Annotated in this window: 19 protein-coding genes; 8 read left to right on the forward strand and 11 right to left on the reverse strand. The window is 69.8% G+C overall.

All coding sequences use genetic code 11. The annotated features are described in order from the left end of the window. Nucleotides 1-159: 159 nt before the first annotated feature. The 8 genes from ACTWQF_RS20880 to ACTWQF_RS20915 form a co-directional block, all read right to left on the reverse strand. A complete protein-coding gene (locus ACTWQF_RS20880) occupies nt 160-1,374 on the reverse strand; it encodes an acyl-CoA dehydrogenase family protein (protein WP_443281112.1) in 1,215 nt (404 codons plus the stop codon). Between the two features lies 1 nt (nt 1,375). Next, on the reverse strand, nt 1,376-1,900 hold the full coding sequence (locus ACTWQF_RS20885) for a MaoC family dehydratase (protein ID WP_443281113.1): 525 nt from the start codon (nt 1,898-1,900) through the stop codon (nt 1,376-1,378). Between the two features lie 3 nt (nt 1,901-1,903). Beyond that, entirely contained in the window at nt 1,904-2,875 is a 972-nt protein-coding gene (locus tag ACTWQF_RS20890) for an HpcH/HpaI aldolase/citrate lyase family protein (protein WP_443281114.1), read from the reverse strand. Further along, nucleotides 2,872-4,959, reverse strand: coding sequence for a protein meaA (locus ACTWQF_RS20895; RefSeq protein WP_443281115.1), 2,088 nt, complete (start codon nt 4,957-4,959; stop codon nt 2,872-2,874). The genes ACTWQF_RS20890 and ACTWQF_RS20895 overlap by 4 nt, the downstream gene beginning before the upstream one ends. Nucleotides 4,960-4,967: 8 nt before the next feature. Then, nucleotides 4,968-6,341 carry a crotonyl-CoA carboxylase/reductase gene (ccrA, locus tag ACTWQF_RS20900; protein ID WP_443281116.1) on the reverse strand — a complete coding sequence of 458 codons (1,374 nt, stop codon included), beginning with the start codon at nt 6,339-6,341 and terminating at the stop codon, nt 4,968-4,970. Between the two features lie 301 nt (nt 6,342-6,642). Next, nucleotides 6,643-8,193 (reverse strand): amino acid permease, encoded by a 1,551-nt coding sequence (locus ACTWQF_RS20905; protein ID WP_443281117.1) that lies wholly within the window; start codon nt 8,191-8,193, stop codon nt 6,643-6,645. A gap of 126 nt (nt 8,194-8,319) precedes the next feature. Continuing rightward, a complete protein-coding gene (locus ACTWQF_RS20910; RefSeq protein WP_443281118.1) occupies nt 8,320-9,111 on the reverse strand; it encodes a TetR family transcriptional regulator in 792 nt (263 codons plus the stop codon). A gap of 101 nt (nt 9,112-9,212) precedes the next feature. Next, nucleotides 9,213-10,997, reverse strand: a complete 1,785-nt coding sequence (locus tag ACTWQF_RS20915; RefSeq protein ID WP_443281119.1) for a 3-hydroxyacyl-CoA dehydrogenase family protein — start codon at nt 10,995-10,997, stop codon at nt 9,213-9,215. A gap of 362 nt (nt 10,998-11,359) precedes the next feature. On the opposite strand from ACTWQF_RS20915, the gene ACTWQF_RS20920 reads away from it, so the two are divergent. Beyond that, nucleotides 11,360-12,007: a HEAT repeat domain-containing protein gene (locus tag ACTWQF_RS20920; RefSeq protein WP_443281120.1), complete on the forward strand. Its 648-nt coding sequence runs from the start codon at nt 11,360-11,362 to the stop codon at nt 12,005-12,007. A 17-nt stretch (nt 12,008-12,024) separates the two neighbouring features. Then, nucleotides 12,025-12,567 (forward strand): pyridoxamine 5'-phosphate oxidase family protein, encoded by a 543-nt coding sequence (locus tag ACTWQF_RS20925; RefSeq protein ID WP_443281121.1) that lies wholly within the window; start codon nt 12,025-12,027, stop codon nt 12,565-12,567. 7 nt (nt 12,568-12,574) lie between these two features. Here ACTWQF_RS20925 and hpnR read toward each other — a convergent pair whose 3' ends face one another. The 3 genes from hpnR to ACTWQF_RS20940 form a co-directional block, all read right to left on the reverse strand. After that, complete coding sequence (gene hpnR, locus ACTWQF_RS20930; protein WP_443281122.1) at nt 12,575-14,104, reverse strand: hopanoid C-3 methylase HpnR; 1,530 nt, start codon at nt 14,102-14,104, stop codon at nt 12,575-12,577. A 146-nt stretch (nt 14,105-14,250) separates the two neighbouring features. Further along, nucleotides 14,251-14,655: a RidA family protein gene (locus tag ACTWQF_RS20935; protein WP_443281123.1), complete on the reverse strand. Its 405-nt coding sequence runs from the start codon at nt 14,653-14,655 to the stop codon at nt 14,251-14,253. A 13-nt stretch (nt 14,656-14,668) separates the two neighbouring features. Then, a complete protein-coding gene (locus ACTWQF_RS20940; RefSeq protein WP_443281124.1) occupies nt 14,669-15,793 on the reverse strand; it encodes an Rv2578c family radical SAM protein in 1,125 nt (374 codons plus the stop codon). A 176-nt stretch (nt 15,794-15,969) separates the two neighbouring features. Here ACTWQF_RS20940 and ACTWQF_RS20945 point away from each other — a divergent pair, with 176 nt between their 5' ends. The 6 genes from ACTWQF_RS20945 (at nt 15,970) to ACTWQF_RS20970 (ending at nt 24,557) form a co-directional block, all read left to right on the forward strand. Further along, entirely contained in the window at nt 15,970-16,422 is a 453-nt protein-coding gene (locus ACTWQF_RS20945; protein WP_443281125.1) for an SRPBCC family protein, read from the forward strand. Nucleotides 16,423-16,665: 243 nt separating this feature from the next. Beyond that, nucleotides 16,666-19,392: an MFS transporter gene (locus ACTWQF_RS20950; protein ID WP_443281239.1), complete on the forward strand. Its 2,727-nt coding sequence runs from the start codon at nt 16,666-16,668 to the stop codon at nt 19,390-19,392. 246 nt (nt 19,393-19,638) lie between these two features. Next, entirely contained in the window at nt 19,639-20,472 is an 834-nt protein-coding gene (locus tag ACTWQF_RS20955) for a M55 family metallopeptidase (protein ID WP_443281126.1), read from the forward strand. Continuing rightward, the gene (locus tag ACTWQF_RS20960) at nt 20,465-21,976 is read left to right on the forward strand and encodes a M20/M25/M40 family metallo-hydrolase (RefSeq protein ID WP_443281127.1); all 1,512 of its coding nucleotides are present in this window, start codon (nt 20,465-20,467) and stop codon (nt 21,974-21,976) included. Before ACTWQF_RS20955 ends, ACTWQF_RS20960 begins: the two co-directional genes overlap by 8 nt. 5 nt (nt 21,977-21,981) lie before the next feature. Then, nucleotides 21,982-24,027, forward strand: coding sequence for a S9 family peptidase (locus ACTWQF_RS20965; protein WP_443281128.1), 2,046 nt, complete (start codon nt 21,982-21,984; stop codon nt 24,025-24,027). Then, a complete protein-coding gene (locus ACTWQF_RS20970) occupies nt 24,024-24,557 on the forward strand; it encodes a DinB family protein (RefSeq protein WP_443281129.1) in 534 nt (177 codons plus the stop codon). Before ACTWQF_RS20965 ends, ACTWQF_RS20970 begins: the two co-directional genes overlap by 4 nt. Nucleotides 24,558-24,608 lie beyond the last annotated feature (51 nt).

Here is a 24,608-nt window from a genome sequence, read left to right on the forward strand (position 1 = left end):
GTAGCGGAGGGAGCCGCGTAGGTGACAGGGGGACGGCGGCTTTCCCGGGATGCTATCGGTTTCTGATGGCAACTGGGCAAGCCAGCGGGCCAGTCAGTGGCCGAAGTCCCGGCTCGGGGTGTGATCTTGAATACCAAGAAAACACCCCGAAAAGGACATTCAGCCCTGGCTGCGGTACTCCTCCAGGAGCCGCCGGCCCACGATCATTTTCTGGATCTCTGCGGTTCCTTCGCCGATCAGAAGCATCGGTGCTTCCCGGTAGAGCCGCTCGATCTCGTACTCCTTGCTGAAACCGTACCCGCCGTGGATGCGGAAGGCGTCCTCCACGACCTCCTTGCAGTACTCGGAGGCGAGATATTTCGCCATGCCTGCCTCCAGGTCGTTACGTTGACCGGAGTCCTTCTTGCGAGCGGCGCCCACCATCAGGGCGTGCGCTGCCTCGACCTTCGTGGCCATTTCGGCCAGCTTGAACTGAATGGCCTGATGCCCGGAGATGGGCTTGCCAAACGTATGACGCTGCTGTGCGTAGTCGATACCGAGCTCGAAGGCACGCTGTGCGACACCACAGCCACGTGCTGCGACGTTCACCCGGCCGACCTCGACTCCGTCCATCATCTGGTAGAAACCGCGGCCCGTCTCGCCGCCGAGTACCCGGTCGGCCGGGATCCGCAGATCGTCCATGATCAGCTCGGTGGTGTCGACGCCTTTGTAGCCCATTTTGTCGATCTTGCCGGGGATGGTCAGCCCGGGCCGGACCTGGCCGAAACCAGGCTCCTTCTCCACCAGGAACGTGGTCATCGACTTGTGCGGAGCCGTGCCCTCCGGGTGTCCCTCGTCGGTCCGGCACAACACGGCCACCAGCGTGGAGGAGCCGCCGTTGGTCAGCCACATCTTCTGCCCGTTGAGCAGAAAGTCGCCGGAACCGTCGTCGGCGCGCACGCCCTTGGAGGTGATGGCCGACACGTCCGAGCCCAGCCCCGGCTCGGACATCGAGAACGCGCCACGGACCTCGCCCGTGGCCATCTTCGGCAGGAAGTGGTCCTTCTGCTCCTGCGTGCCGTGCTGCTTGAGCATGTACGCCACGATGAAGTGCGTGTTGATGATGCCGGAGACGCTCATCCAGCCGCGGGCTATCTCCTCCACACATAGCGCATAGGTGAGCAGCGACTCACCCAGCCCGCCGTACTCCTCGGGGATCATCAGGCCGAAGATCCCCAGTTCCTTCAGACCCTCGACGATCTCGGCGGGATACTCGTCCTTGTGCTCCAGCTCCGTGGCGACAGGGAGAATCTCCTTGTCGACGAAGCTCCGCACCGTGGTGAGGATTTCCTGCTGTATCTCCGTCAGACCCTCGGTCTGTGCCAGCCGGCCCATCTCACTTACCGCCCTTCGGTGCCGGTTCCCGCAGTTCGGGGCGGCCCGGCTGCTCCCCGCCACGCTCCTTGACGTAGGTCTCGGTCGGCACCATCACCTTGCGCCGGAAGACGCAGACAAGGGTGCCGTCCTGCTTGTAGCCCTTGGTCTCGACGTGCACGATTCCGCGGTCGCTCTTCGACTTCGACGGCACCTTGTCCAGCACCGTCGTCTCGCCGTAGACGGTGTCGCCGTGGAAGGTCGGCGCCACGTGCTTGAGCGACTCGATCTCCAGGTTGGCGATGGCCTTCCCCGAGACGTCCGGGACCGACATCCCCAGCAGCAGCGAGTAGATGTAGTTGCCCACCACCACGTTCTTGCCGAAGTCGGTCGTCGACTCGGCGTAGTTGCTGTCCATGTGCAGCGGGTGGTGGTTCATGGTGAGCAGACAGAACAGGTGGTCGTCGTACTCGGTGACCGTCTTGCCCGGCCAGTGCTTGTAGACGTCGCCGACCGTGAATTCCTCATAGGTACGTCCGAACTGCATCGCTCAGCCCTCCGGAGGGGTGAAGGAGGAGGTGCGCTGCATGCCCGCCGCGCGGCCCTTGCCGGAGACGACCAGCGCCATCTTGCGGCTGGCCTCGTCGATCATCTCGTCGCCGAGCATCGCCGAGCCCTTCTTGCCGCCCGCCTCGGAGGTGTAGTACTCGTACGCGTCCAGGATCAGCTCGGCGTGGTCGTAGTCCTCCTGGGAGGGCGAGAAAACCTCGTTGGACACCTCGACCTGGCCCGGGTGCAGTACCCACTTGCCGTCGAAGCCGAGCGCGGCGGCGCGCTGGGCGACCTTCCGGTAGCCCTCCACGTCGCGGATCTGCAGGTAGGGCCCGTCGATGGCCTGGAGGTCGTGGGTACGGGCCGCCATCAGGATCCGCATCAGGATGTAGTGGTAGGCGTCGGCCGGATAGCCGGGCGGCTGCTCGCCCACCACCAGCGACTTCATGTTGATGGACGCCATGAAGTCGGCCGGGCCGAAGACGATGGTCTCCATCCGGGGCGAGGCCGCGGCGATCGCGTCCACGTTCACCAGGCCCTTGGCGTTCTCGATCTGGGCCTCGATGCCGATCCGGCCGACCTCCAGGCCCACCGTCTTCTCGATCTGGGTCAGCAGCATGTCCAGCGCCTGCACCTGCGCCGCGTCCTGCACCTTCGGCAGCATCACGCAGTCCAGGTTGGCGCCCGCGCCCTCCACGACGGTGACCACGTCGCGGTAGGTCCACTCGGTGGTCCAGTCGTTGACCCGCACGACGCGCGTCTTGCCGCTCCAGTCGCCCTCGTTGAGGTACTTCACGACGGTGTGCCGCGCTTCCGGCTTGGCCAGCGGGGCGCAGGCGTCCTCCAGGTCGAGGAAGACCTGGTCGGCGGGGAGGCCCTGCGCCTTCTCCAGGAACCGCGGGTTGCTGCCCGGCACCGCAAGGCAGGAACGCCGCGGACGGAGCGCCCGCTGCCGGTTGTCGCTGTTCACGAGGTGACCTCCAGTGGTTCTCGCTGGTCGCGCTCACTGCGCTGATCGCGCGTTTCGAGCTTGTGCTGTGTCCGGATCTCGTCGACGATACGGCCGATGATCCGGGTGATCCCGAAGTCCTTCGGGGTGAAGACGGCGGCAACCCCTGCCTCGCGCAGCGCCCGCGCGTCCGCCGACGGGATGATCCCGCCGACGATCACGGGGACGTCAGCCGCGCCCGCATTCCGCATCCGCTCCAGCACGTCGGGCACCAGCTCGGCGTGCGAGCCGGAGAGGATGGACAGGCCCACGCAGTGCACGTCTTCGGCGAGTGCCGCCGAGACGATCTCCTGAGGCGTGAGCCTGATGCCCTGGTAGACCACCTCGAAGCCCGCGTCCCGGGCCCGTACGGCGATCTGTTCGGCGCCGTTGCTGTGGCCGTCGAGCCCCGGCTTGCCCACCAGCAGCCGCAGCTTGCCGACGCCCAGCTCCGCGGCGGTGCGCTCCACCTGCTGCCGCACCTCGGCCAGCTCGGAGCCTTCCTCGGCGCTGACCGCGACCGGGGCCGAACTCACCCCGGTCGGCGCGCGGAACTCGCCGAAGACCTCGCGCAGCGCGCCCGCCCACTCCCCGGTGGTGACCCCGGCGCGGGCGCACTCCAGCGTGGCCTCCATCAGATTGGTGTCGCCGGCCGCCGCCTCCCGCAGCGCCGCGAGGGCCTGTTCGGCGCTCGGGTACAGCCCCGGCTCGCGGGTGCCCTCGCGCCAGAACGGCTCGTCCCGCGTCTCCCGCCAGCGCTTGACGGCCGCCACGGTCGCCGCCTCGCCGGCCGGGTCCACCGTCAGGATCGCGGTGTCCAGATCGGCGGTGAGCGGGCTCGGCTCGGTCGACTCGTAGCAGTTGACGCCGACGATCTTCTCCTCGCCCGATTCGATCCGGGCGCGCCGCTCCGCGTGCGAGGAGACGAGCTGGGACTTCAGATAGCCGGACTCGACGGCCGCCATCACCCCGCCCATCTCCTCGATCCGCGCCATCTCGGCCAGCGACTCGGTCACCAGCGCGTCCACCTTCGCCTCGATGACATGCGAGCCGGCGAAGATGTCCGCGTACTCCAGCAGATCGCTCTCGTGCGCCAGCACCTGCTGGATACGGAGCGACCACTGCTGGTCCCAGGGGCGCGGCAGTCCCAGCGCCTCGTTCCAGGCGGGCAGCTGCACCGCGCGGGCGCGGGCGTCCTTGGAGAGGGTGACGGCCAGCATCTCCAGCACGATGCGCTGGACGTTGTTCTCCGGCTGTGCCTCGGTCAGCCCGAGCGAGTTGACCTGCACCCCGTAGCGGAAGCGGCGCTGCTTGGCGTCCGTGATGCCGTAGCGCTCGCTGGTGACGCGGTCCCAGATGCGGGTGAAGGCCCGCATCTTGCACATCTCCTCGACGAAACGGACGCCCGCGTTCACGAAGAAGGAGATCCGCGCCACGACCCGCCCGAACTCCTCGGGCGGCACCTGCCCGCTGTCCCGTACCGCGTCCAGCACCGCGATCGCCGTCGCCATCGCGTACGAGATCTCCTGCACCGGCGTGGCTCCGGCCTCCTGCAGGTGGTAGCTGCAGATGTTGACCGGGTTCCACTTGGGCAGGTGGGCGACCGTGTAGGCGATCATGTCGGTGGTCAGCCGCAGAGAGGGCCCCGGCGGGAAGACGTGCGTCCCGCGCGAAAGGTACTCCTTGACGATGTCGTTCTGCGTCGTTCCCTGGAGCTGGGATATGTCGGCGCCCTGTTCCTCCGCGACCACCTGGTAGAGCGCCAGCAGCCACATGGCGGTGGCGTTGATGGTCATGGAGGTGTTCATCTTCTCCAGCGGGATGCCGTCGAAGAGCCTGCGCATGTCGCCCAGGTGGGAGACCGGGACCCCGACCCGGCCCACCTCGCCGCGGGCGAGGATGTGGTCGGGGTCGTAGCCGGTCTGGGTGGGCAGGTCGAAGGCGACGGACAGCCCTGTCTGCCCCTTTTCCAGGTTGCGCCGGTACAGCTCGTTGGACGCCTCGGCCGACGAATGTCCCGCGTACGTCCGCATAAGCCAAGGGCGGTCTTTTTGGCGCTCGGTCATGGTGCGCCTCAGACGTTCCGGCTGTGCTTGCTGGTCCGCTCGCCTTCGGCTTCACGGAACAGGTTGATGGCGTCGATGTGCTTCGCCCGCTTCTGCTCGTCGCGCACGCCCAGGCCCTCCTCGGGGGCCAGCGCGAGGACGCCGACCTTGCCCTGGTGGAGGTTGCGGTGCACGTCGTAGGCGGCCTGGCCGGTCTCCTCCAGCGGGTAGCTCTTGGAGAGCGTCGGGTGGATCTTGCCCTTGGCTATCAGTCGGTTGGCTTCCCACGCCTCGCGGTAGTTGGCGAAGTGCGAGCCGACGATCCGCTTCAGCGACATCCACAGGTAGCGGTTGTCGTAGCTGTGCTCGTAGCCGGAGGTGGAGGCGCAGGTGACGATGGTGCCGCCCTTGCGGGTGACGTAGACGCTCGCGCCGAAGGTCTCGCGCCCGGGGTGCTCGAAGACGATGTCCACGTCCTCGCCGCCGGTCAGCTCGCGGATGCGCTTGCCGAAGCGCTTCCACTCCTTGGGGTCCTGGCTGTGCTCGTCCTTCCAGAACCGGTAGCCCTCGGCCTTGCGGTCGATGATGGCCTCGGCGCCCATCCGGCGGCAGATCTCGGCCTTCTCCTCGCTGGAGACGACGCAGATCGGGTTGGCGCCGCCGGCCAGCGCGAACTGGGTGGCGTAGGAGCCGAGTCCGCCGCTGGCGCCCCAGATGAGCACGTTGTCGCCCTGCTTCATACCGGCACCGTTGCGGGAGACCAGCTGCCGGTAGGCGGTGGAGTTGACCAGCCCGGGGGCTGCCGCCTCCTCCCAGCTGAGGTGGTCCGGCTTGGGCATCAGCTGGTTGGACTTGACCAGCGCGATCTCGGCGAGTCCGCCGAAGTTGGTCTCGAAGCCCCAGATCCGCTGCTCGGGGTCGAGCATCGTGTCGTTGTGCCCGTCGGCGGACTCCAGTTCGACGGAGAGGCAGTGCGCGACGACCTCGTCGCCCGGCTTCCAGGAGTTGACGCCCACGCCGGTGCGCAGCACGACGCCGGCCAGGTCGGAGCCGATGACGTGGTACGGCAGGTCGTGCCGCTTGGCCAGCGGTGAGAGACGGCCGTAGCGCTCCAGGAAGCCGAAGGTGGACATCGGCTCGAAGATCGAGGTCCACACGGAGTTGTAGTTGACCGAGGAGGCCATCACGGCCACCAGGGCCTCGCCCGGGCCGAGTTCGGGCACCGGCACCTCGTCGAGGTGCAGCGACTTACGCGGGTCCTTGTCCCGGGTCTCCAGCCCTTCGAACATCCCGGCCTCGTCCTTGCGGACGGTCACGGCGCGGTAGGACTCGGGCAGCGGGAGGGCGGCGAAGTCCTCCGGCGAGGTGTCGGACGCGAGGATCGCGTCGAGGATCTGGTTCACGGTGTGCCTCCGGCGAAGCGCGAATTTGCGGCTTGAGGGACGTCGGTTGTGAGGCAGTGCCGTCGGTTCGGCTGTGCTGGTGCGCGGGTGTGCGCGTGGTGCTCGTGACGCCAAGCGGTCCGGGGCACACGGTTTTCGCCGTAGGGACAGCGCCCGGACTGCGCTCAACGTATGACACCCAGTGCCAGGACACAAGACACCGCGTGCCGTGAATTCTCACATGGCGCGAACCATTCTCATCTGAGCGATGATCGATCACTTTGCAGGCTCGCCCCGCAAAGGCAGCCACAAAGGGAGGGTCCTACGGAACGTGGTGCGGCACCGGCTCCTCGCCCCTCCGCAGCCGGCTGCGCCGCCGCCCGTACCCCGCGTACAGCACGGCCCCCACTGCCATCCAGGCACCGAACCGCGCCCAGGTCTCGGCCGGCAGGTTGAGCATCAGCCACAGCGAGGTCAGCACCGAGGCGATCGGCAGCGCGGGCACCAGCGGCGTACGGAAGGCGCGCGGCAGATCCGGCCGGGTACGCCGCAGGATGATGACACCCAGCGCCACCACGACGAACGCGAAGAGCGTCCCGATGTTCACCAGTTCGGCCAGCTCGGAGAGGCTGACGAAGCCCGCGACGATCGCGACGAGCACACCGAGCAGGATGGTCGAGCGGTACGGCGTGCCGAAGCGCGGATGCACCCGGGCGAAGACCGGTGGCAGCAGCCCGTCCCGGCTCATCGCGAAGAACACCCGCGACTGCCCAAGCAGCAGGATCATGCACACCGTCGTCAGCCCGACTGCCGCGCCGAAGCTGATCAGCCCGGCCCAGAACGGCTGGTCGACGGCCTTGAACGCGTCCGCCAGCGGAGCGTCCACGGTCAGTTCCGAGTACTTGCGCATCCCGGTGACCACGATCGAGACCGCGACGTACAGCACCGTGCAGATGATCAGCGAGCCGAGGATGCCGCGCGGCATGTCGCGCTGCGGGTTGTGGGTCTCCTCGGCGGCCGTGGCCACCACGTCGAAGCCGATGAACGCGAAGAAGACGACGGCGGCGCCGGTGAAGATGCCCATGATGCCGAACGTGGTCGGCTCGTACCCGGACATCAGCTGGATCAGCGGCGCCGCGAACCCGGACCCGGAGTCCACGGTGCCCTGCGCGGGCGGGATGAAGGGGTCGTAGTTGTCGGCCGTGATGAAGAAGGCACCGGCGACGATCACCAGCAGCACCACCCCCACCTTGATCGCGACGACGGTGGAGGTGACCCGGGCCGACAGCTTCATGCCGACCACCAGGATGACCGTCAGCAGCAGCACCAGCACACACGCCAGCAAGTCGAAACCGAACCCGGTCTGGTCGCTGGTGCCCGAGAGCCAATCCGGCAGATTCCAGCCGATGCTGTCCAGCAGCGAACGTACGTACCCCGACCAGCCGACCGCCACCACCGCGCAGCCCAGCGCCAGCTCCAGCACCAGGTCCCAGCCGATGATCCAGGCCGCCAGCTCACCGAGCGAGGCGTACGCGAAGGTGTAGGCGGAACCGGCCACCGGGACGGTGGAGGCGAACTCGGCGTAGCACAGCGCGGCCAGGGTGCACACCACCCCGGCAGCGGCGAACGAGATGGCCACCGCGGGGCCCGCCGTCAACTTGGCGACCTGGCCGGTCAGCACGAAGATGCCGGTGCCGATGATCACGCCGACGCCGAAGACCGTCAGATCGAGCGCGGAGAGCGATCTGCGCAGCCCGCGCTCGGGATCGTCGGTGTCGAGGATCGACTCCTCGACGGTCTTGGTCCGCAACCACGGCCTGGATCTCTTGGCCTTGTGCCTGGGGCCCTTGGCCCCGCCCGGCGCCACCGACACTGCCGCACCTCCACGTCGCCTTGGCGCCATGGTTTCCGCTCGCCGGGACGGGAGCGGGTACGCGGGGCGGAGCGCGGGCGCAATTCACCCGACTCCCTCAGGTGGCGTGGCCGCGGACCGGAGGGCTCAGTTCTGGGACAGCGCCCGTTCGATGGTGGACATGATCTCGCCGAGCGGGGCGTCGGTACGGGCGACGGTCACCAGCACCTCGTCCCGGCGCTCCACGGCCGCCACGGGCTGCTCGGCGCTCGGGCGGTGCGCACCGAAACCGGTGCCGAACGTACGCCGCACGATGGCGAAGGCATGGTCGAGCTGCGCCATCACATCGCCGGCGGCGCCCGAGCGCAGCCAGCGCCGCAGCACATGGTTGTGCGCGGTCACCACGGCGGAGGCCGCCACCTCGGCCAGCAGCGGCTCGTCGTAGCCGCTGACGCCGTCGCGGTGCGCCTCCTCGTCGAAGTGGCCCAGCAGATAGCGGGTGAACAGCCGCTCGTAGCGGGCCACGGAGGCGATCTCCCGCTCCCGCAGCGCCGGTACCTCGCGGGTGAGCTTGTACCGCTCCACGCTGCCCTTCGGTGAGGCGGCGTACATCTTCATGACTTCCTTGATGCCACGGCACACGGTGTCCAGCGGATGCTCGTGCGCGGGCGCCGCCTCCAGCACTGCCTGGGCGCGGACGAGGGTGTCGTCGTGGTCGGGGAAGATCGCTTCTTCCTTGGAGCGGAAGTGCCGGAAGAAGGTGCGCCGTGCGACGCCCGCCGTTGCCGCGATCTCATCCACCGTCGTCGCTTCGTAACCCTTCGTGGCGAAGAGCTCCATGGCAGCGGCGGCCAACTCACGGCGCACCCTGAGTCGCTGGGTGGCAGCACCGTTCGCACGCTGGCTGGTCGTACGGGAGTTCTTCTCGGGCTCTGGCATGTGGTGAACGTTACACGCCGTGACGGACTCGGGGGACGGGCTGTTCGCCGGGCTGCCTGCCGACGGCTCCAGCAGCCCGCCCCATCCGGTGCCGACGCCGGTCACCGGCGTGCGTACTCACGGAAGCCGCGCCCCGTCTTCCTGCCCAGACAGCCCGCGGCGACCAGGTGCTCCAGCAGTGGAGCCGGTGCCAGCCCGGGGTCGCGGAACTCTTCGTGCAGCACCCGCTCGATGGCGAGCGAGACGTCCAGGCCCACCACGTCCAGCAGCTCGAAGGGGCCCATCGGATAGCCGCCGCCGAGCTTCATCGCGGCGTCGATGTCGTCCAGCGAGGCGTAGTGCTCCTGGACCATCTTCACGGCGTTGTTCAGGTACGGGAAGAGCAGCGCATTGACGATGAATCCCGCGCGGTCGCCGCAGTCCACCGGGTGCTTGCGGATCTTGGTGCAGATCTCGCGGACGGTGGCCTGGGCCTCCTCGGCCGTCAGCACCGTGGAGACGACCTCCACCAGCTTCATGGCCGGAGCCGGGTTGAAGAAGTGCATGCCGATCACGTCCTGCGGCCTGGAGGTGGCGCGGGCGCAGGCGACCACCGGCAGCGAGGAGGTGGTCGTGGCCAGCACCGCCCCCGGTTTGCAGACCGCGTCCAGGCGCTGGAACAACTGCCGCTTGACGCCGAGGTCTTCGGCCACCGCCTCGACCACCAGGTCAGCGGCGCCGAGCGCGTCCAGCGCACCGGCCGGGGTGATCAGCGCCAGGGCGGCGTCCCGGTCCTCGGCCGTCATCCGGCCCTTCTTGACCGAACGCTCCAGCGACCGCGCGACGCGCTCCTTCGCGGTCTGCGCCTTCTGCTCGCTGCGTGCCGCCAGCACCGTCGGGTAGCCGGCTTTCGCGAAGACCTCCGCGATGCCGCCCGCCATCGTCCCCGAGCCCGCGACACCCACCGTGGTGACGGAGCGGCCTGCCGTGCGGGGGGCCGCCGGGTCGGGGGTGAGCACGTCGGGCACCACCTCGGAGCTGCCGGGCGCCGCGTAGGTGTAGAAGCCCCGGCCCGCCTTACGTCCCGTCAGTCCGGCCTCGCTCAACTGCCGCAGGATCGGCGCGGGGGCGTGCAGCCGCTCGTGCGACTGCTCGTACATGGCCTCCAGTACGGTGCGTGCCGTGTCGATCCCGATCAGATCGAGGAGGGCCAGCGGGCCCATCGGCAGACCGCACCCCAGTTTCATGGCGGAGTCGATGTCCTCACGAGTGGCGTAGCGAGACTCGTACATCGCGGCGGCCTGGTTCAGATACCCGAACAGCAGCCCGTCGGCGACGAACCCGGGACGGTCACCGACCGCGATCGGATCCTTGCCCAACTCCCGGGCCAGTTCGGTGACGGCGGCGACGGCCTGAGGGGAGGTGAGCACCGAGGAGACGATCTCCACCAGCTTCATCGCGGGTGCCGGGTTGAAGAAGTGCAGCCCCAGCACGCGTTCGGGCCGGTCCGAGTCGGCGGCCAGCCGTGTCACCGACAGCGCGTTGGTGCCGGTCGCGAGGATGGTGTCCGGCTTGACGACGGTGTCCAGCTCGGCGAAGACCTGGCACTTGGTGTCGTAGTCCTCCGGCACCACCTCGATGACCAGATCGGCCTCGGCCGCCGCTTCGAGACCGGTGGAGGTGCGGAAACGTGCCAGCACGTCCCCACGCTCGCTCTGCGTCATCCGCTCGCGCTCCACCGAGCGCGCAGTGGAGGACTCCAGTGCGGCAACGGCCTGCCGCGCGGCTGCTTCGTTCGTGTCGATGCCGATGACCTCACGCCCGGCGCGGGCGAGAATATCGGCGATGCCGGTACCCATCGTGCCGAGGCCGACGACGGCGATCGTGCGCAGGGGAGGACGGTCCATCAGGGGACTCCAGAGGGTGTGACACAGGCCCCCCGTGAGGGGGGAGTGGTTGATGAGGGTGAGGGTTTCGTGCACTACCGGGCGCATGTGCGTATGCACGCGCAAGGCAGGGGAGTTACCGGTCACGCCCCGCTGCGCGGCCCTGTCCCGGGGCCCGGTCACGAGGCGGTCCATACGGACCCGGCGCGCCTGCGCGCGTGGTGGGTCCGCTGCCGAACCGACGTCACTCTCGGCGGCTGCGTCACCAAACCGCCTGAGCGGGGATACCGCTCTGATGAGCACCTTAACTCGTGGGTAACCATAAAGCCAGGGGTAGGAAGACTTCCACCGCTGTGGAACTCAGCACGTGAGGGGGAGCCGGAGTGGGCGACGCGTTCCGAGCGCTGATCGACCGTGTGCGGCCCGAAGCCGAGCCCGTCGAGTACGCACGTCTGGTCACGCTGGCCAGGCAGCGCAGCACGGAGGCGCGCGATCAGCTCGCCGCCGTGCTCGTGGAGACCGAACGGCCGCTGTGGGCCCGCGAGATCGCGGCCTTCGCGTTGGGCAGCGCCGGCGACCGGAGGGCCTTCGAGACCCTCGTCTTCATGCTGAACTACCGCGATCCGGTCTGCTGCGCCAGCGCGGCCCAGGCGCTGGAGCGGCTGCGCGACCCCCGTACGGCCAAGGCGGCGGCGGCCCTGGCCACCAACGAACTGCGTACCGCCTACGCGCTCTACCCGGTCCGGCTGCTGACCGCGCTGCGTGCCCCCGAGTCGGTGCCCACCCTCATCAACGTCCTCCAGCGCCTGCTGATCGGCCCCCTGCACTACTGGCCGATCGCGGAGGCGTGCGTCGTCGGTCTGGGCGCCCTGGGCGACAAGCGCGCGATCCCGGTACTGGACGCGGCGGCGGAGCACCACAGGCTGTCCCCGTCCGCGAAGGCGGCCCTGGCCCGGATCCCCACTCAGACACGACGCGGCGAAGGCGCGGAGAACGCGCGCCGGAATTCCGGACAGCGGATGTCGGGTTAGGGCGGCACGCTGTCCGTATGACGACGGAGAACGTGCACATCCGGAACGGTGTCAGCTGGGACGAGTTCCGGAAGGCCGAGCCCGGTTTCGCCGAGACGGTCGAGCAGCGGTTCAAGAAGTACACCCACCATGTGCTGGCCACCCTGCGCAAGGACGGGTCGCCGCGGCTGACCGGGCTGGAGGCGGACTTCCGGGCGGGCGAGATGTGGCTGGGGATGATGCCGAACTCGCTGAAGGCGCTGGATCTGCGGCGCGACCCGCGCTTCGCGATGTACGCCAACCCCGGTTCGGGCACGGAGATGGACGGGGGAGACGTACGGGTCTCGGGACGCGCGGTGGAGGTCACGGACCCCGAAGAGATCGCCGTCTGGGCCGCCTGCGCACCGGACGGCGGGCTGCCCGAGGTGTTCCACCTCTTCCGGGTGGCGGTCGAAGAGGTGGTGCGGGTCAGCATCGAGGGAGAGGAGATCGTCTTCCGTACGTGGCGGCCGGGCGGGCCGCTGCGCACCATCCGGCGCGGCAACGACGACGCACCGCCGCGCGAGGACCCGGTGGGCTGAGGGCGGGCTACTGGGCCGAGGCCGGCCCGGTCTTCGGCTGCTGCTGCCCCGTCTCATGGGAGCGGGATCCCGAGCGGCCGATCGTATGGACGAACAGCTCCTTGCGCCCGGGGGCGCCGCGGCGCCCGGGGACGGGCAGCTCGTACGTGACCGGGCGCGCATGGTCGGCGATCTGCCGGTCGGCGTTGTAGACCCGGCCGAACTTCCACAGCATGCGGGCGAAGTTCGTCTGGCCGTGGGCCAGATTGCGGCCCAGCACCCTCAGGGCGCCGATGGCGGTGCTCAGGCCGAGGTGCTTGCGGTTGATGACGGCCTGAGTGTTGACCAGCTCCCGGTAGAACTGCTCCAGCGGCAGCCTGGTGGGCACGACGGCGTGCTGGATGTCGAAGAGCCGGTAGTCGCGGGTGGTGAGCTGGCGGGCCTCGGTGTGCCAGACCTCCGTGCCCGGATACGGCGTCATGACGGTCAGGTGCACGATCTCCGGCACCGCCAGCGCGAACTCGCGTACCAGCCGGAACTGCTCCTCGTCCCACCCCGGGTCGACGATCAGGTTGATCGCCACGCTGATGCCCATCCGCCGGGCCGTCTCCAGAGCCCTGAAGTTCTCGTCCGGGCTGATGCGCTTGCGGAACTGGTCGAGCCCTTCGGAATCCAGGGCCTCCATGCCGAGGAACATGTACTTCAGGCCCAGCCGCGTCCAGCGTTCGAAGACCTCCTCGTTGCGCAGCAGGACATCCGCACGGGTCTCCAGGTAGTAGCGCTTGCGGATGTTGCGGCGCTCCAGCTCGGCGGCGATGCCGTGGCCGTGGTCGGGCTTGATGAAGGCCACGTCGTCGACGATGAAGACGTTGGGCTCCCGGATGGACGCCATCTCCTCGGCCGCCGCCTCCGGCGTTGCCCGCCGGTAGCTGCGGCCGTAGAACGTCCACGCGGAGCAGAAGGAACAGTCCCAGGGACAGCCGCGGGTGAACTCGATGGAGGCACACGGGTCCAGTTCGCCGATGAAGTAGCGGTTGCGGCGGCGCATCAGATCCCGCGCCGGGCGCGGCCGGTCGATGCTGTCCAGCATCTTCGGGGCCGGGCCGCGTCCCTCCGCCGTCACCACGCCGGGCACCGTGTGCGCCGCGTTGTCCCGTGCGGCCTCCAGCAGCGGGACGACGACGGTCTCGCCCTCTCCCCGGGCAATGGCGTCGACCGCGCCCTCGGCCTGTTCCAGCACGTGGTCGCCGATGAAGGAGATGCTGTGGCCGCCGAAGAAGACGAAACACCCGGGCGCCGCCGCCTTCGCGCTGTGGGCGATCTCGATGGCCTCGGGGATGTTGGCCAGGTAGTTGAGGGAGATGCCCAGTGCCTCGGGCCGGAAGGAGCGCAGCTCCTGCTCCAGCAGCTTCCGGCTGAGAACTTGCAGGTCGACCACGCGCACCTGGTGCCCCGCTTCCCTGGCGGCGGCGGCCACCCGCTCCAGACCGAGCGGCTCCAGACGGAGGAAGATTTCCGAATACATCAACGCACTCGGGTGGACCAGCAGCAGGCGCATACAGGCGCTCCAGATCTCCAGGGCAAGGCGGTCGGCGTGCGGTCGTGGCCAGGGGAGCCCTGGCCAGGGATATGCCCCTTCGAGGAAATTATCTGTTAACCGCTCTTACGTCCTGGGACACGCCGGTCCGTGCATATATGCCCGAGTCACCCCCGAGCGGTCACGGCGAGCGCCTCGATCTCGATGAGCAGTTCGGGCCGCACCAGCCCGGCCACCTGCACGGCGCTGCACGCGGGGAGCCGTTCGGGGTCGAGATACCGGTCGCGTACGGCGCGCAGTGCGGGCATGACTGCCAGGTCGGTCACGAAGAAGGTGAACTTCATGACGTCGGAGAAGCCGGCTCCCGCCTCGTCCAGACAGCGCTTGAGGTTGGCGAACACCTGCTCGGCCTGAGCTGTGGGATCGCCCTCGCCGACGACCTTGCCGTGCGCGTCGATCGCCACCTGACCGGATATCGCGATGAACCTGCCCTCGCCGATGACCAGATGGCTGTAGCCGTTCCCGGGCGCGAGACCTTCGGGGGTGGTGATGTGGGTGAGTGCTGATGACATGCGGCGCATGTTGTCAGAGCAGGGTGAGCTGCGTGCAGTGGTTTTCCGCACTCTCGTCGCCGAAAGCCGCCTCGCCGGTTGCCTCGTCCGCCGCCGCGTCGGGCGCCGCGTCGGGCGCCGCGTCGGGCGCCGCGTCGGGCGTCGGTGCGGCCGCCTCGATCCGGCGCGCGGCTCCGGACGTCGAGGGGCCGACGCCGTACTCGGTGGCCAGCTCGTGCACCTGTCGTGTGATGCGCCGCTGGTACCACTTGGGCGCGTACGCACCGGCCGAGTAGAGCGCCTCGTAGTGCCGCACCAGCTGCGGGTGGTGCTGGTGCAGCCAGCGGAAGTACCACTCGCGGGCGCCGGGCCGCAGATGCAGCGCGAGCGGCGTCACGGACGTGGCTCCCGCCGCCGCGATGGCGCGGACGGTGGTGCGCAGCTGTGCCGGAGAGTCACCGAGGAACGGGATCACCGGGGCCATCAGCACACCGCACGGAATGCCGTGCTCCGAGAGTCGCCGTACGACATCCAGCCGCCGTTCCGGGGCCGGGGTGCCGGGCTCGACGGTGCGCCACAGTTCCTCGTCGGTGAAGCCGACGGACACCGAGATCCCGACGTCCGTGATGGCGGCGGCCGAGCGCAGCAGTTCCAGGTCGCGGAGGATGAGCGTGCCCTTGGTGAGGATGGAGAACGGGTTCGCGTAGTCGCGCAGCGCCGTCAGAATGCCCGGCATCAACCGGTAGCGCCCTTCCGCCCTCTGGTAACAGTCGACGTTCGTGCCCATGGCGATGTGCTGGCCGCGCCAGCGGGGGCTGCTCAGCTCCTTGCGCAGCAGCTCCGGTGCGTTCACCTTCACCACGATCTGGGTGTCGAAGCCCTCTCCCGTATCCAGGTCCAGATAGCTGTGCGTCTTGCGGGCGAAGCAGTAGACGCACGCATGGGAGCAGCCCCGGTAGGGGTTCACGGTCCATTCGAACGGCATCCGTGAGGCGCCCGGCACCCGGTTCACCAGCGAGCGGGCCCGCACCTCGTGGAAGGTCATGCCGCGGAACTCGGGGGTGTCGAACGTACGGCTTGTGACGGCGGAGGTGCCGAAGAGGGCGGGCGCGGCGGTCCGGCTGTGTTCGTCGGCGTCCCTCAGCTCGTCCCAGCGCATCTGCGGCCTCCTCGGTGATGGTGTCGCGTCCCTCTGGCGGCACTGTCGCTTCTCCGTACCAGATAATAGAACACTCGTTCGCATCGAACGTGTCAAGCCGGATTTGGGGAGCCGACCCGAGGGTGATTGGCTGGCCACCCGTTCCATCACAGGCCGTCCAATTCACAGGAGGAGTCATGGCGCAGGTCGAGGCGACCACGCAGCGGGAGATCGCCGCCGGGCCCGATGAGGTGTTCGACGCGCTGGCCGACTACAGCGGGACCCGGGCCGAACTGCTCCCCGCCCAGTTCAGCGAGTACGAGGTCCGGGAAGGCGGCGACGGCGAGGGCACCCTCGTGCACTGGAAGCTCCAGGCGACCAGCAAGCGCATCCGGGACTGCCTGCTCGAGGTCACCGAGCCCACCGACGGCGAACTGGTGGAGAAGGACCGCAACTCCTCGATGGTCACCACCTGGCGGGTGACTCCGGGCAGCCAGGAGAAGACGGCCCGGGTCGCCGTGACGACGGTCTGGAACGGTGCGGGCGGCATCGGCGGCTTCTTCGAGAAGACCTTTGCTCCCAAGGGCCTGGCCCGCATCTACGACGAGGTGCTGCAGCGGCTGGCCACCAAGATGGAACAGGCCGGCTGACCTCCTCCGCCGCTCTCCTGGCGCGGCGCGCCCTCACCGGATCGAGTGGTTTCCGGTGGAGGGCGCTGCTGCGCGGGCCCTCCACCTCATCGGCGAAAACCCCTGTTCGGCAGCCCGACAGACGCCTCGGGGCAACCGCATTGAGCCCCATCAGCCCCACGCCGCGCACGCGAACCGTGCTTGAACGCTCTTGTCGTGCAATGCGAGAAATACTCCCCCACAGGCAGCGGCAAGGGGAGCGCGATGGGCGGAACGGGCGGGGCCATCCTCGACAGCAGGGGCGACGAAAATCCCGTAACAGGAGCGGCGCTTCAGCCCGGCCGGGGCGCGCCCGCCCCGGCCGCCGTCGAGGTCACTCTGGAACTGCCGGGCCAGCGCGAGGTTCCCGTAACGCCCACTCCGGTACGGGCGCCCGCACTTGACTGCGCCGAGGCGGCCGTGGCCGCGCGGCAGCCCGCAGCGCAGTTTGCGTACGGGCCGGAAGCGGCGGTGCCTGCGTACGGGCCGGGGGTCGCGGCGCAGGCGTACGGGTCGGAGGCGGCTGAGGTGGTCATCGGGTCCGGGCGGCCGCAGTCGGTCGCCGGGGCCGAAGTCTTGGTGCCGGACGGCGGCAAGTCGGAGGTCTCCCTCTCGCCGCGCCGCCTTCGGCTCGTCTTCGGGGCGCTGCTGCTGTCCCTGCTGCTGGCCGCGCTCGAACAGACCATTGTTGTCACGGCACTTCCCGAGATCGTCGGTGAACTCGACGGCCTGCGCCAGATGTCCTGGGCCGTCACCGTATATCTCCTGGCCATGACCATCGGGCTGCCCGTCTACGGAAAGCTCGGCGACCTCTTCGGCCGCAAAGGGCTCTTTCTCTTCGCCATCGGTGCCTTCACCGTCGGCTCGGCACTGGCCGGCTGGGCCGGATCGATGGAGGAGCTGATCGCCTACCGCGCTGTGCAGGGCACCGGCGCGGGTGGGCTCGTGATCGGTGTGCAGGCGATCATCGCAGACGTGGCACCGGCGCGCGAACGCGGGCGCCACATGAGCCTGATCGGCGCCGCCTTCGGACTGGCCTCCGTCGCGGGTCCGCTGCTGGGCGGCTGGTTCATCGACGATCTGTCCTGGCGCTGGTGCTTCTGGTTCAACGTACCGGTGGGCCTGCTCGCCTTCCTGGTCACCGCCTTCGCCCTCAAGCTGCCGCGCGCCCGGGTACGCCCCCGGCTCGACATCCTGGGTGCGCTGCTGATGGCGGTGTTCTCCACCTGCCTCGTCCTGCTCGCCAGTTGGGGCGGTACGACCTACGCCTGGGACGACCGCGTCATCCTCGGACTGGCCGTCGGCGCGCTGCTCAGCGGGGTGCTCTTTCTCGTCGCCGAGCGCTTCGCGCCCGAACCGGTGCTGCCCCTGCGGCTGTTCCGCGACTCCGTCTTCAACGTCACCGGACTGGTGGGCGCGGCCATCGGTATCGCGCTGTTCGGCGCCGCCGACTATCTGCCGAGCTTCCTGCAGATGGTCGAGGGTGTCAGCGCCACCTCGTCGGGGCTGCTGATGCTGCCGCTGATGTGCGGGATCGTCGTCTCCTCGCTCCTCTCCGGGCAGCTGATCTCCCGTACCGGGCACTACAAGATCTTCCCCGTCCTGGGGTGCGCCCTCTCCGCCGAAGGCATGTGGCTGCTCTCCAAGCTGGAGGCGGACACCTCACACCTGGTCTTCGGGGTCTGGTCGGGCATCCTCGGCCTGGGTATCGGCTTCGTGCTGCCGGTGCTGGTGCTGGCCGTGCAGAACTCGGTGAAGCCCACCGACATCGGGGCCGCCACCAGCGCCAACACCTACTTCCGGCAGATCGGCGGCAGCGTCGGTGCCGCCCTCTTCGGCACCCTCCTCGCACACCGGATCGCGGACGCCCTCTCCCGCGAACTTCCCCGAGGCGAGGGCGGCTTGGCCGACCGCGGCTCGATCACCCCGCAGATGGTGCGCGCACTGCCCGCACCGCTGCGCGACGGCTACGTCCAGGCGTACGCGGACGCGATGCCGCGGATCTTCCTCTATCTCGTTCCGGTGCTCGTCCTCGGGCTGGCACTGTCCCTCTTCCTCAAGGAGAAACCCCTGGTGTCCCAGCACACGCCCGTGCCGTCGGCCCGAACCGCCGAAGCCGAAGCACCCACAGCGCACGCGCCCGACGCCAACGGCGCTGCACCGCGGCCCCAGTCGCAGTCCACGCCGTACGCCGCGGGCGTTCCGGTCTGCGGCACCGTGCGGCACCACGACGGGAGCGCCGTCCCGCGCGCAGCGCTCACCCTCGTCGACACCGCGGGGCGGCAGATCGGGCGCGGCGCCACAGGAGACGACGGGCGGTACGCGCTCAGCACACCGGGGGAGGGCTCCTACATGCTGATCGCGGCGGCGTGCGGGCACCAGCCGCGCGCGGTCAGCGTCACCGTGGGCGAGCGGCCCGTCGACCTCGATGTGGTGCTCGGCGGTGCGGGGCGGCTGGCCGGCAACGTACTGACGGCCGACGGCAACCCCGTCAAGGACGCCATCGTCACGCTCACCGACGTACGCGGCGAGGTCGTCGCCACCACCCGCAGCAGCCGCGAGGGCAGCTACGTCATCACCGAACTCGTCGCCGGCGAGTACACGCTGGCGGCCAGCGCGCCCGTCTACCGCCCGGCCGCACTGCCCGTCTCCGTACAGGCATCCCGCGAGACCAGGCAGGACATCGAACTGGCCGGCGGCGCGGTGCTGCGCGGCACCGTACGGGCCACCGGCGGGCGGCCCGTCGAGGACGCCAGAGTGACGCTGCTGGACGCGGCCGGCAACGTCGTCGACACGGCGACGACCGCCGCCGACGGCGTCTTCCGCTTCGTCGACCTGGCCTCGGGCGAGTACACGGTGGTGGCAGCCGGCTATCCGCCGGTCGCCACCGTGCTGCAGATCGCCGGTGGCGGGCGGACCGAGCGCGATCTGCAACTGGGGCACGAGGACTGACCGCGGGCCCGGTGCCCGGGCGGCGGCGCTGGTGGCCGCACGGGTACGGGAACCCGGCCGCCCCGTACTGGAGGTGCACCGGCCCGTCGCCCGGCCGCACGATGCGGCGCTCGCGGCGCTGAACGCGCAGGTCAGCGGCGGGTACAGATAAGTTCCTCACCCGCCTGAGTGAAAACGAATGGTGTGGACCAGTGGAGTTATCCACAGGGGTGTCCTGGCTGTTGGCGACCGCGTACCGTTCCGGACATGAAGATCCTCATCAGCGCCGACATGGAGGGCGCAACGGGAGTCACCTGGCCGGCGGACGTCCTGCCGGGCACGCCGCAGTGGGAGCGCTGCCGGTCGCTGTTCACCTCGGACGTGGACGCGGCTGTCAGGGGCTTCTTCGAGGCGGGCGCTGACGAGGTGCTCATCAACGAGGCGCACTGGACCATGCGCAACCTCCTGCTGGAGAAGCTGGACGAGCGGGCCGAGATGATCACCGGTCGGCACAAGTCCCTGTCCATGGTCGAAGGTATCCAGCACGGCGATGTGGACGGCATCGCCTACGTCGGCTACCACACCGGCGCCGGTAGTGAAGGCGTCCTCGCGCACACCTACCTCGCCAACTCCCTGACGGGCGTTTGGGCCGACGGCACGCGGGCCGGCGAGGGACATCTCAACACGCTGGTGGCCGCCGAATACGGCGTGCCGGTCGTGCTGGTGACGGGCGACGACCGCACAGTCGAAGACGCCAAGGGTTATGCGCCCGAGGCACTGGGCGTCGCCGTCAAGGACTACGTTTCGCGGTACGCCGCGGTCTGCCGCCCCCCGGCCCGCACCGCCGCCGACATCCGGGACGCGGCCCGGCGCGCCGCTCCGCTGGCCGGGCGCCGCACCCCGCCGGAGCCCGAACCGCACACCATCGAGATCGAGTTCGACGCGGAGCACCTGGTGGGCGCCGCCACCGTCGTGCCCGGCGTCGAGCGCTCGGGCGAACGCCGCGTCACCTTCACCTCGCCCAGCGCCTATGAGGCGATCCGGTGCTTCAAGGCCGTCACGACCGTCGTCTCGGCCGCGGTGGAGGAGCAGTATGGCTGAGCTGACAGAACGGAAAGAGGGCACGATGAAGCCTGCACCGGGGCAGGGCCACCTCGACGCACAGGTCTTCGAGGAAGTGGTGACGGCCACCTCGGAGTTGATCCGCCTCGACACCACCAACCGGGGCGGCGGGGAGGGCAACGAGCGCCCGGCCGCCGAGTACGTCGCCTCCGGCCTCGCCGACGTGGGCATCGAACCCCGCCTGCTGGAGAAGAAGGCCGGCCGCACCAACGTGGTGGCCAGAATCGAGGGCACCGACCCCGGCGCGGGGGCGCTGCTGCTGCACGGCCATCTCGACGTGGTACCGGCCGAGGCCGCCGACTGGAAGGTGCACCCCTTCTCCGGCGAGGTCCGGGACGGCGTGGTGTGGGGCCGCGGCGCCATCGACATGAAGAACGCCGACGCCATGGCCCTCTCCCTGGTCCGCGCCTGGGCCCGCGCGGGAGTGCGGCCGCCCCGCGACATCGTCCTCGCCTTCACCGCCGATGAGGAGGACAGCGCCGAGTTCGGCTCGGATTTCCTGGTACGGGAGCACCCGGAGCTGTTCGAGGGCTGCACGGAAGGCATCAGCGAGTCCGGGGCCTTCACTTACCACGCCGCGCCCGGCCTGCGGCTCTACCCGGTGGGCGCCGGGGAGCGCGGGACGGCCTGGCTGAAGCTGACCGCACACGGCAGGGCGGGCCACGGCTCCAAGGTCAACCACGCCAACGCCGTCAGCCGCCTCGCCGCCGCCGTCCACCGCATCGGCGAGCACGAATGGCCGGTGCGGCTCACCCCCACCGTGCGGGCTGCGCTCGCCCGCCTCGCGGAGCTGCACGGGCTGCGTCCGCTCGGCCCGGATGCACAGGACGCCGAGGTGGACGCGCTGCTCGCCCAGCTCGGCCGGGCCGCCGCACTGGTCGAGCCGACCGTGCGCAACAGCGCCAACCCGACCATGCTGGAGGCTGGTTACAAGATCAACGTGATTCCGGGGACGGCCACGGCCCGGGTGGACGGCCGGATGCTGCCCGGTGCCGAGGAGGAGTTCCACGCCACCCTCGACGCGCTGACCGGCCCCGATGTGAGCTGGGAGTTCCAGCACCGGGAAGTCCCGCTGCAAGCGCCGGTGGACTCACCGCTGTTCGCCGCCATGAGCGAGGCGCTGGAGCACTTCGACCCGGGCGCACACGCGGTGCCCTACTGCATGTCGGGCGGCACGGACGCCAAGCAGTTCTCCCGGCTCGGCATCGTGGGCTACGGCTTCACCCCGCTCAAACTGCCCGAAGGCTTCGACTACCAGGCGCTGTTCCACGGCGTTGACGAGCGCGTGCCCGTGGAAGCACTGCACTTCGGCATCCGCGTCCTGGACCGTGCGCTGCTCGGCAGCGCCGCCGCCCCCTCGCCGAGCAGCCCGCACGGCTCGGCCGCTCGCGACGACCGTTCCTCCCCCAGTCTCCGGCCGGGAGATGCCCCCAACGACGACAACTCCACCACCCGCGACGCGACCACCCCGTCAGGAGGCTGACCCACATGTCCGTCCAGGCCCCCTACGGCAGCTGGCCCTCACCGATCGACGCCGGCATGGTCGCCGCGCACGACGGGCGGCCCGAGTTCCTCGGCTCCGTCGGTGAGGAACTGTGGTGGACCGAGCCGCGCCCCGAGGAAGCCGGACGCCGCGCTCTGATGCGATACGCCGCGGACGGGCAGCGCCCACCGGTCAGCGTGCTGCCCGCGCCGTGGAACGTGCGCAACCGCGTGATCGAGTACGGCGGACTGCCCTGGGCCGGCGCGCCCCGCGCCGAGGGCGGACCGCTGATCGTCTTCACCCACTTCGCCGACCAGCGGCTCTACGCCCTGGAGCCCGATGCCCCAGGCGCCGCGCCCCGTCCGCTGACCCCGCTCTCGGACGTCGTCGAGGGCGGGCTGCGCTGGTGCGATCCCGTGGTGCTGCCCGAGCGGGGTGAAGTCTGGTGCGTGCTGGAGGAGTTCACCGGCGAGGCGCCCACCGAACTGCGCAGGGTGCTGGCGGCCGTGCCATTGGACGGATCGGCGGCCGAGGACCGCGCGCGTGTGCGGGAGCTGACCGGGGACGGCGACCGGTTCCTCACCGGGCCACGGCTCTCCCCGGACGGCCGGCGTCTGGTCTGGTTGGCCTGGGACCACCCGGCGATGCCATGGGACGGCACCCGCGTCATGACCGCGCGGATCGCCGATGACGGCACGTTGGAGACCCCGCGCGCGGTCGCGGGTGGCCCCGAAGAGTCGGTGGCCCAAGCCGAGTTCGGGACCGACGGCTCGCTGCTGATCGCCTCGGACGCGAGCGGCTGGTGGAACCTCCAGCGCCTGGACGTGGAAGCCGCCGAGCGGGCCGAGGCAGCGGAGCCGGGCCGCGGCCCCGCAGTCCCGCGGGTGCCGCTGTGCCCACGCGAGGAGGAATTCGCGGGCGCCGCATGGAAGATCGGCCAGCGCTGGTTCGCGCCGCTGCCCGGCGGACTTGTGGCCACGCTGCACGGCCGCGGCGCACAGCGGCTGGGCGTGCTCGACCCGGAGACGGGCGAATTGGTCGACGCGGCCGGACCCTGGACGGAATGGGCGGCCTCGCTCGCCGTCGTCGACTCCCGCGTCACCGGCATCGCCGCCAGCCCTCGCACCTCCTACGAGATCGTCGAGCTGGACACCCGCACCGGCCACACCGTCGTGCTGGCCTCGCACCACGAGGACCATGTGGACCCGGCCTATTACCCCGAGCCGCAGATCCGCACCTTCACCGGACCCGACGGACGCGATATCCACGCCCACGTCTATCCGCCGCACCACCCCGACCACGCCGCGCCCGCGGGTGAGCTGCCCCCGTACGTGGTGTGGGTGCACGGCGGGCCCACCAGCCGCGCCCCGCTGGTGCTCGATCTGGAGATCGCCTACTTCACCTCGCGCGGTATCGGCGTCGCAGAGGTCAACTACGGCGGCTCCACCGGCTTCGGGAGGGAATACCGCAACCGGCTGCGGAAGCAGTGGGGCGTCGTGGACGTCGAGGACTGCGCGGCAGTGGCCCGTACCCTCGCCGGAGAGGGCACCGCCGACCCGGAGCGGCTGGCCATCCGGGGCGGCAGCGCGGGCGGCTGGACCAGCGCCGCCTCGCTCACCTCCCCGCTGGCGGAGGGCCTGTACGCCTGCGGCACCATCACCTATCCCATCCTCGATCTGACGGGCTGGGCCACGGGCGAGACCCACGACTTCGAGTCGCAGTATCTGGAATCCCTGGTCGGCCCGCTCACCGAGGTTCCGGGGCGATACCGCGAGCGCTCCCCGCTGCACCGGGCACAGCGGATCGCGGCCCCCTTCGTGCTGCTCCAGGGGCTGGACGATGTGATCTGCCCGCCCGTGCAGTGCGAGCGCTTCCTCGAGCAGGTCAAGGGCAGAGGCGTCCCGCACGCCTATCTCGCCTTCGAGGGCGAGGGGCACGGCTTCCGCAGGGCCGACACGATCGTCCGCGCGGTGGAGGCCGAACTCTCGCTGTACTCCCAGAACTTCGGCCTGGGCCGCGAGGACATTCCACGGCTGGAGCTGGGGACATGAGCATCCCGCCGCTGCCCGAAGGCGAGCCCGCACCGACCCTCGCCGATCCGCACGAACTGCTGGAGGGCTATCTCGACTACTACCGCCGCGCCCTGCTCCGGAAGGCCGCCGCGCTCCCGGAGGAGGAGCTGCGCGCCGGCCACCTCCCCTCCGGATGGACCCCGCTGGAGCTGGTCCGCCACCTCCAGTACGTCGAACAGCGCTGGCTGAACTGGGGCTTCGCGGCCGAGCAGGTGCCCGACCCATGGGGCGATCGCGGCATGGACGACGCGGCGGACCGCTGGCAGGTGCCCGCGGGTATGAGCACCCGGCAGGTGCTCGACGCCTACGCAGCACAGTGCGACCGCTCCCGGCGGGTCACGTCCGCGGCCAAGCTCGACCAGCGCGCTTCGGTCGGCGGCCGCTTCCCCACCGAGGAGGAGGCCCCCACCCTCGCCTGGATCCTCTTCCATCTGCTCCAGGAGTACGCGCGGCACGTCGGCCAGCTCGATGTGGTGGTGGAACTGGCGGGCGGTGGTACGGGGGAGTAGTGCGGAAGCAGGGGCAGGGGCAGGGGCGGGGGTGGAGGGCGAGGGGAGGGG

Source organism: Streptomyces sp. 8N114, from assembly GCF_052245835.1.
Taxonomy (GTDB): Bacteria; Actinomycetota; Actinomycetes; order Streptomycetales; family Streptomycetaceae; genus Streptomyces.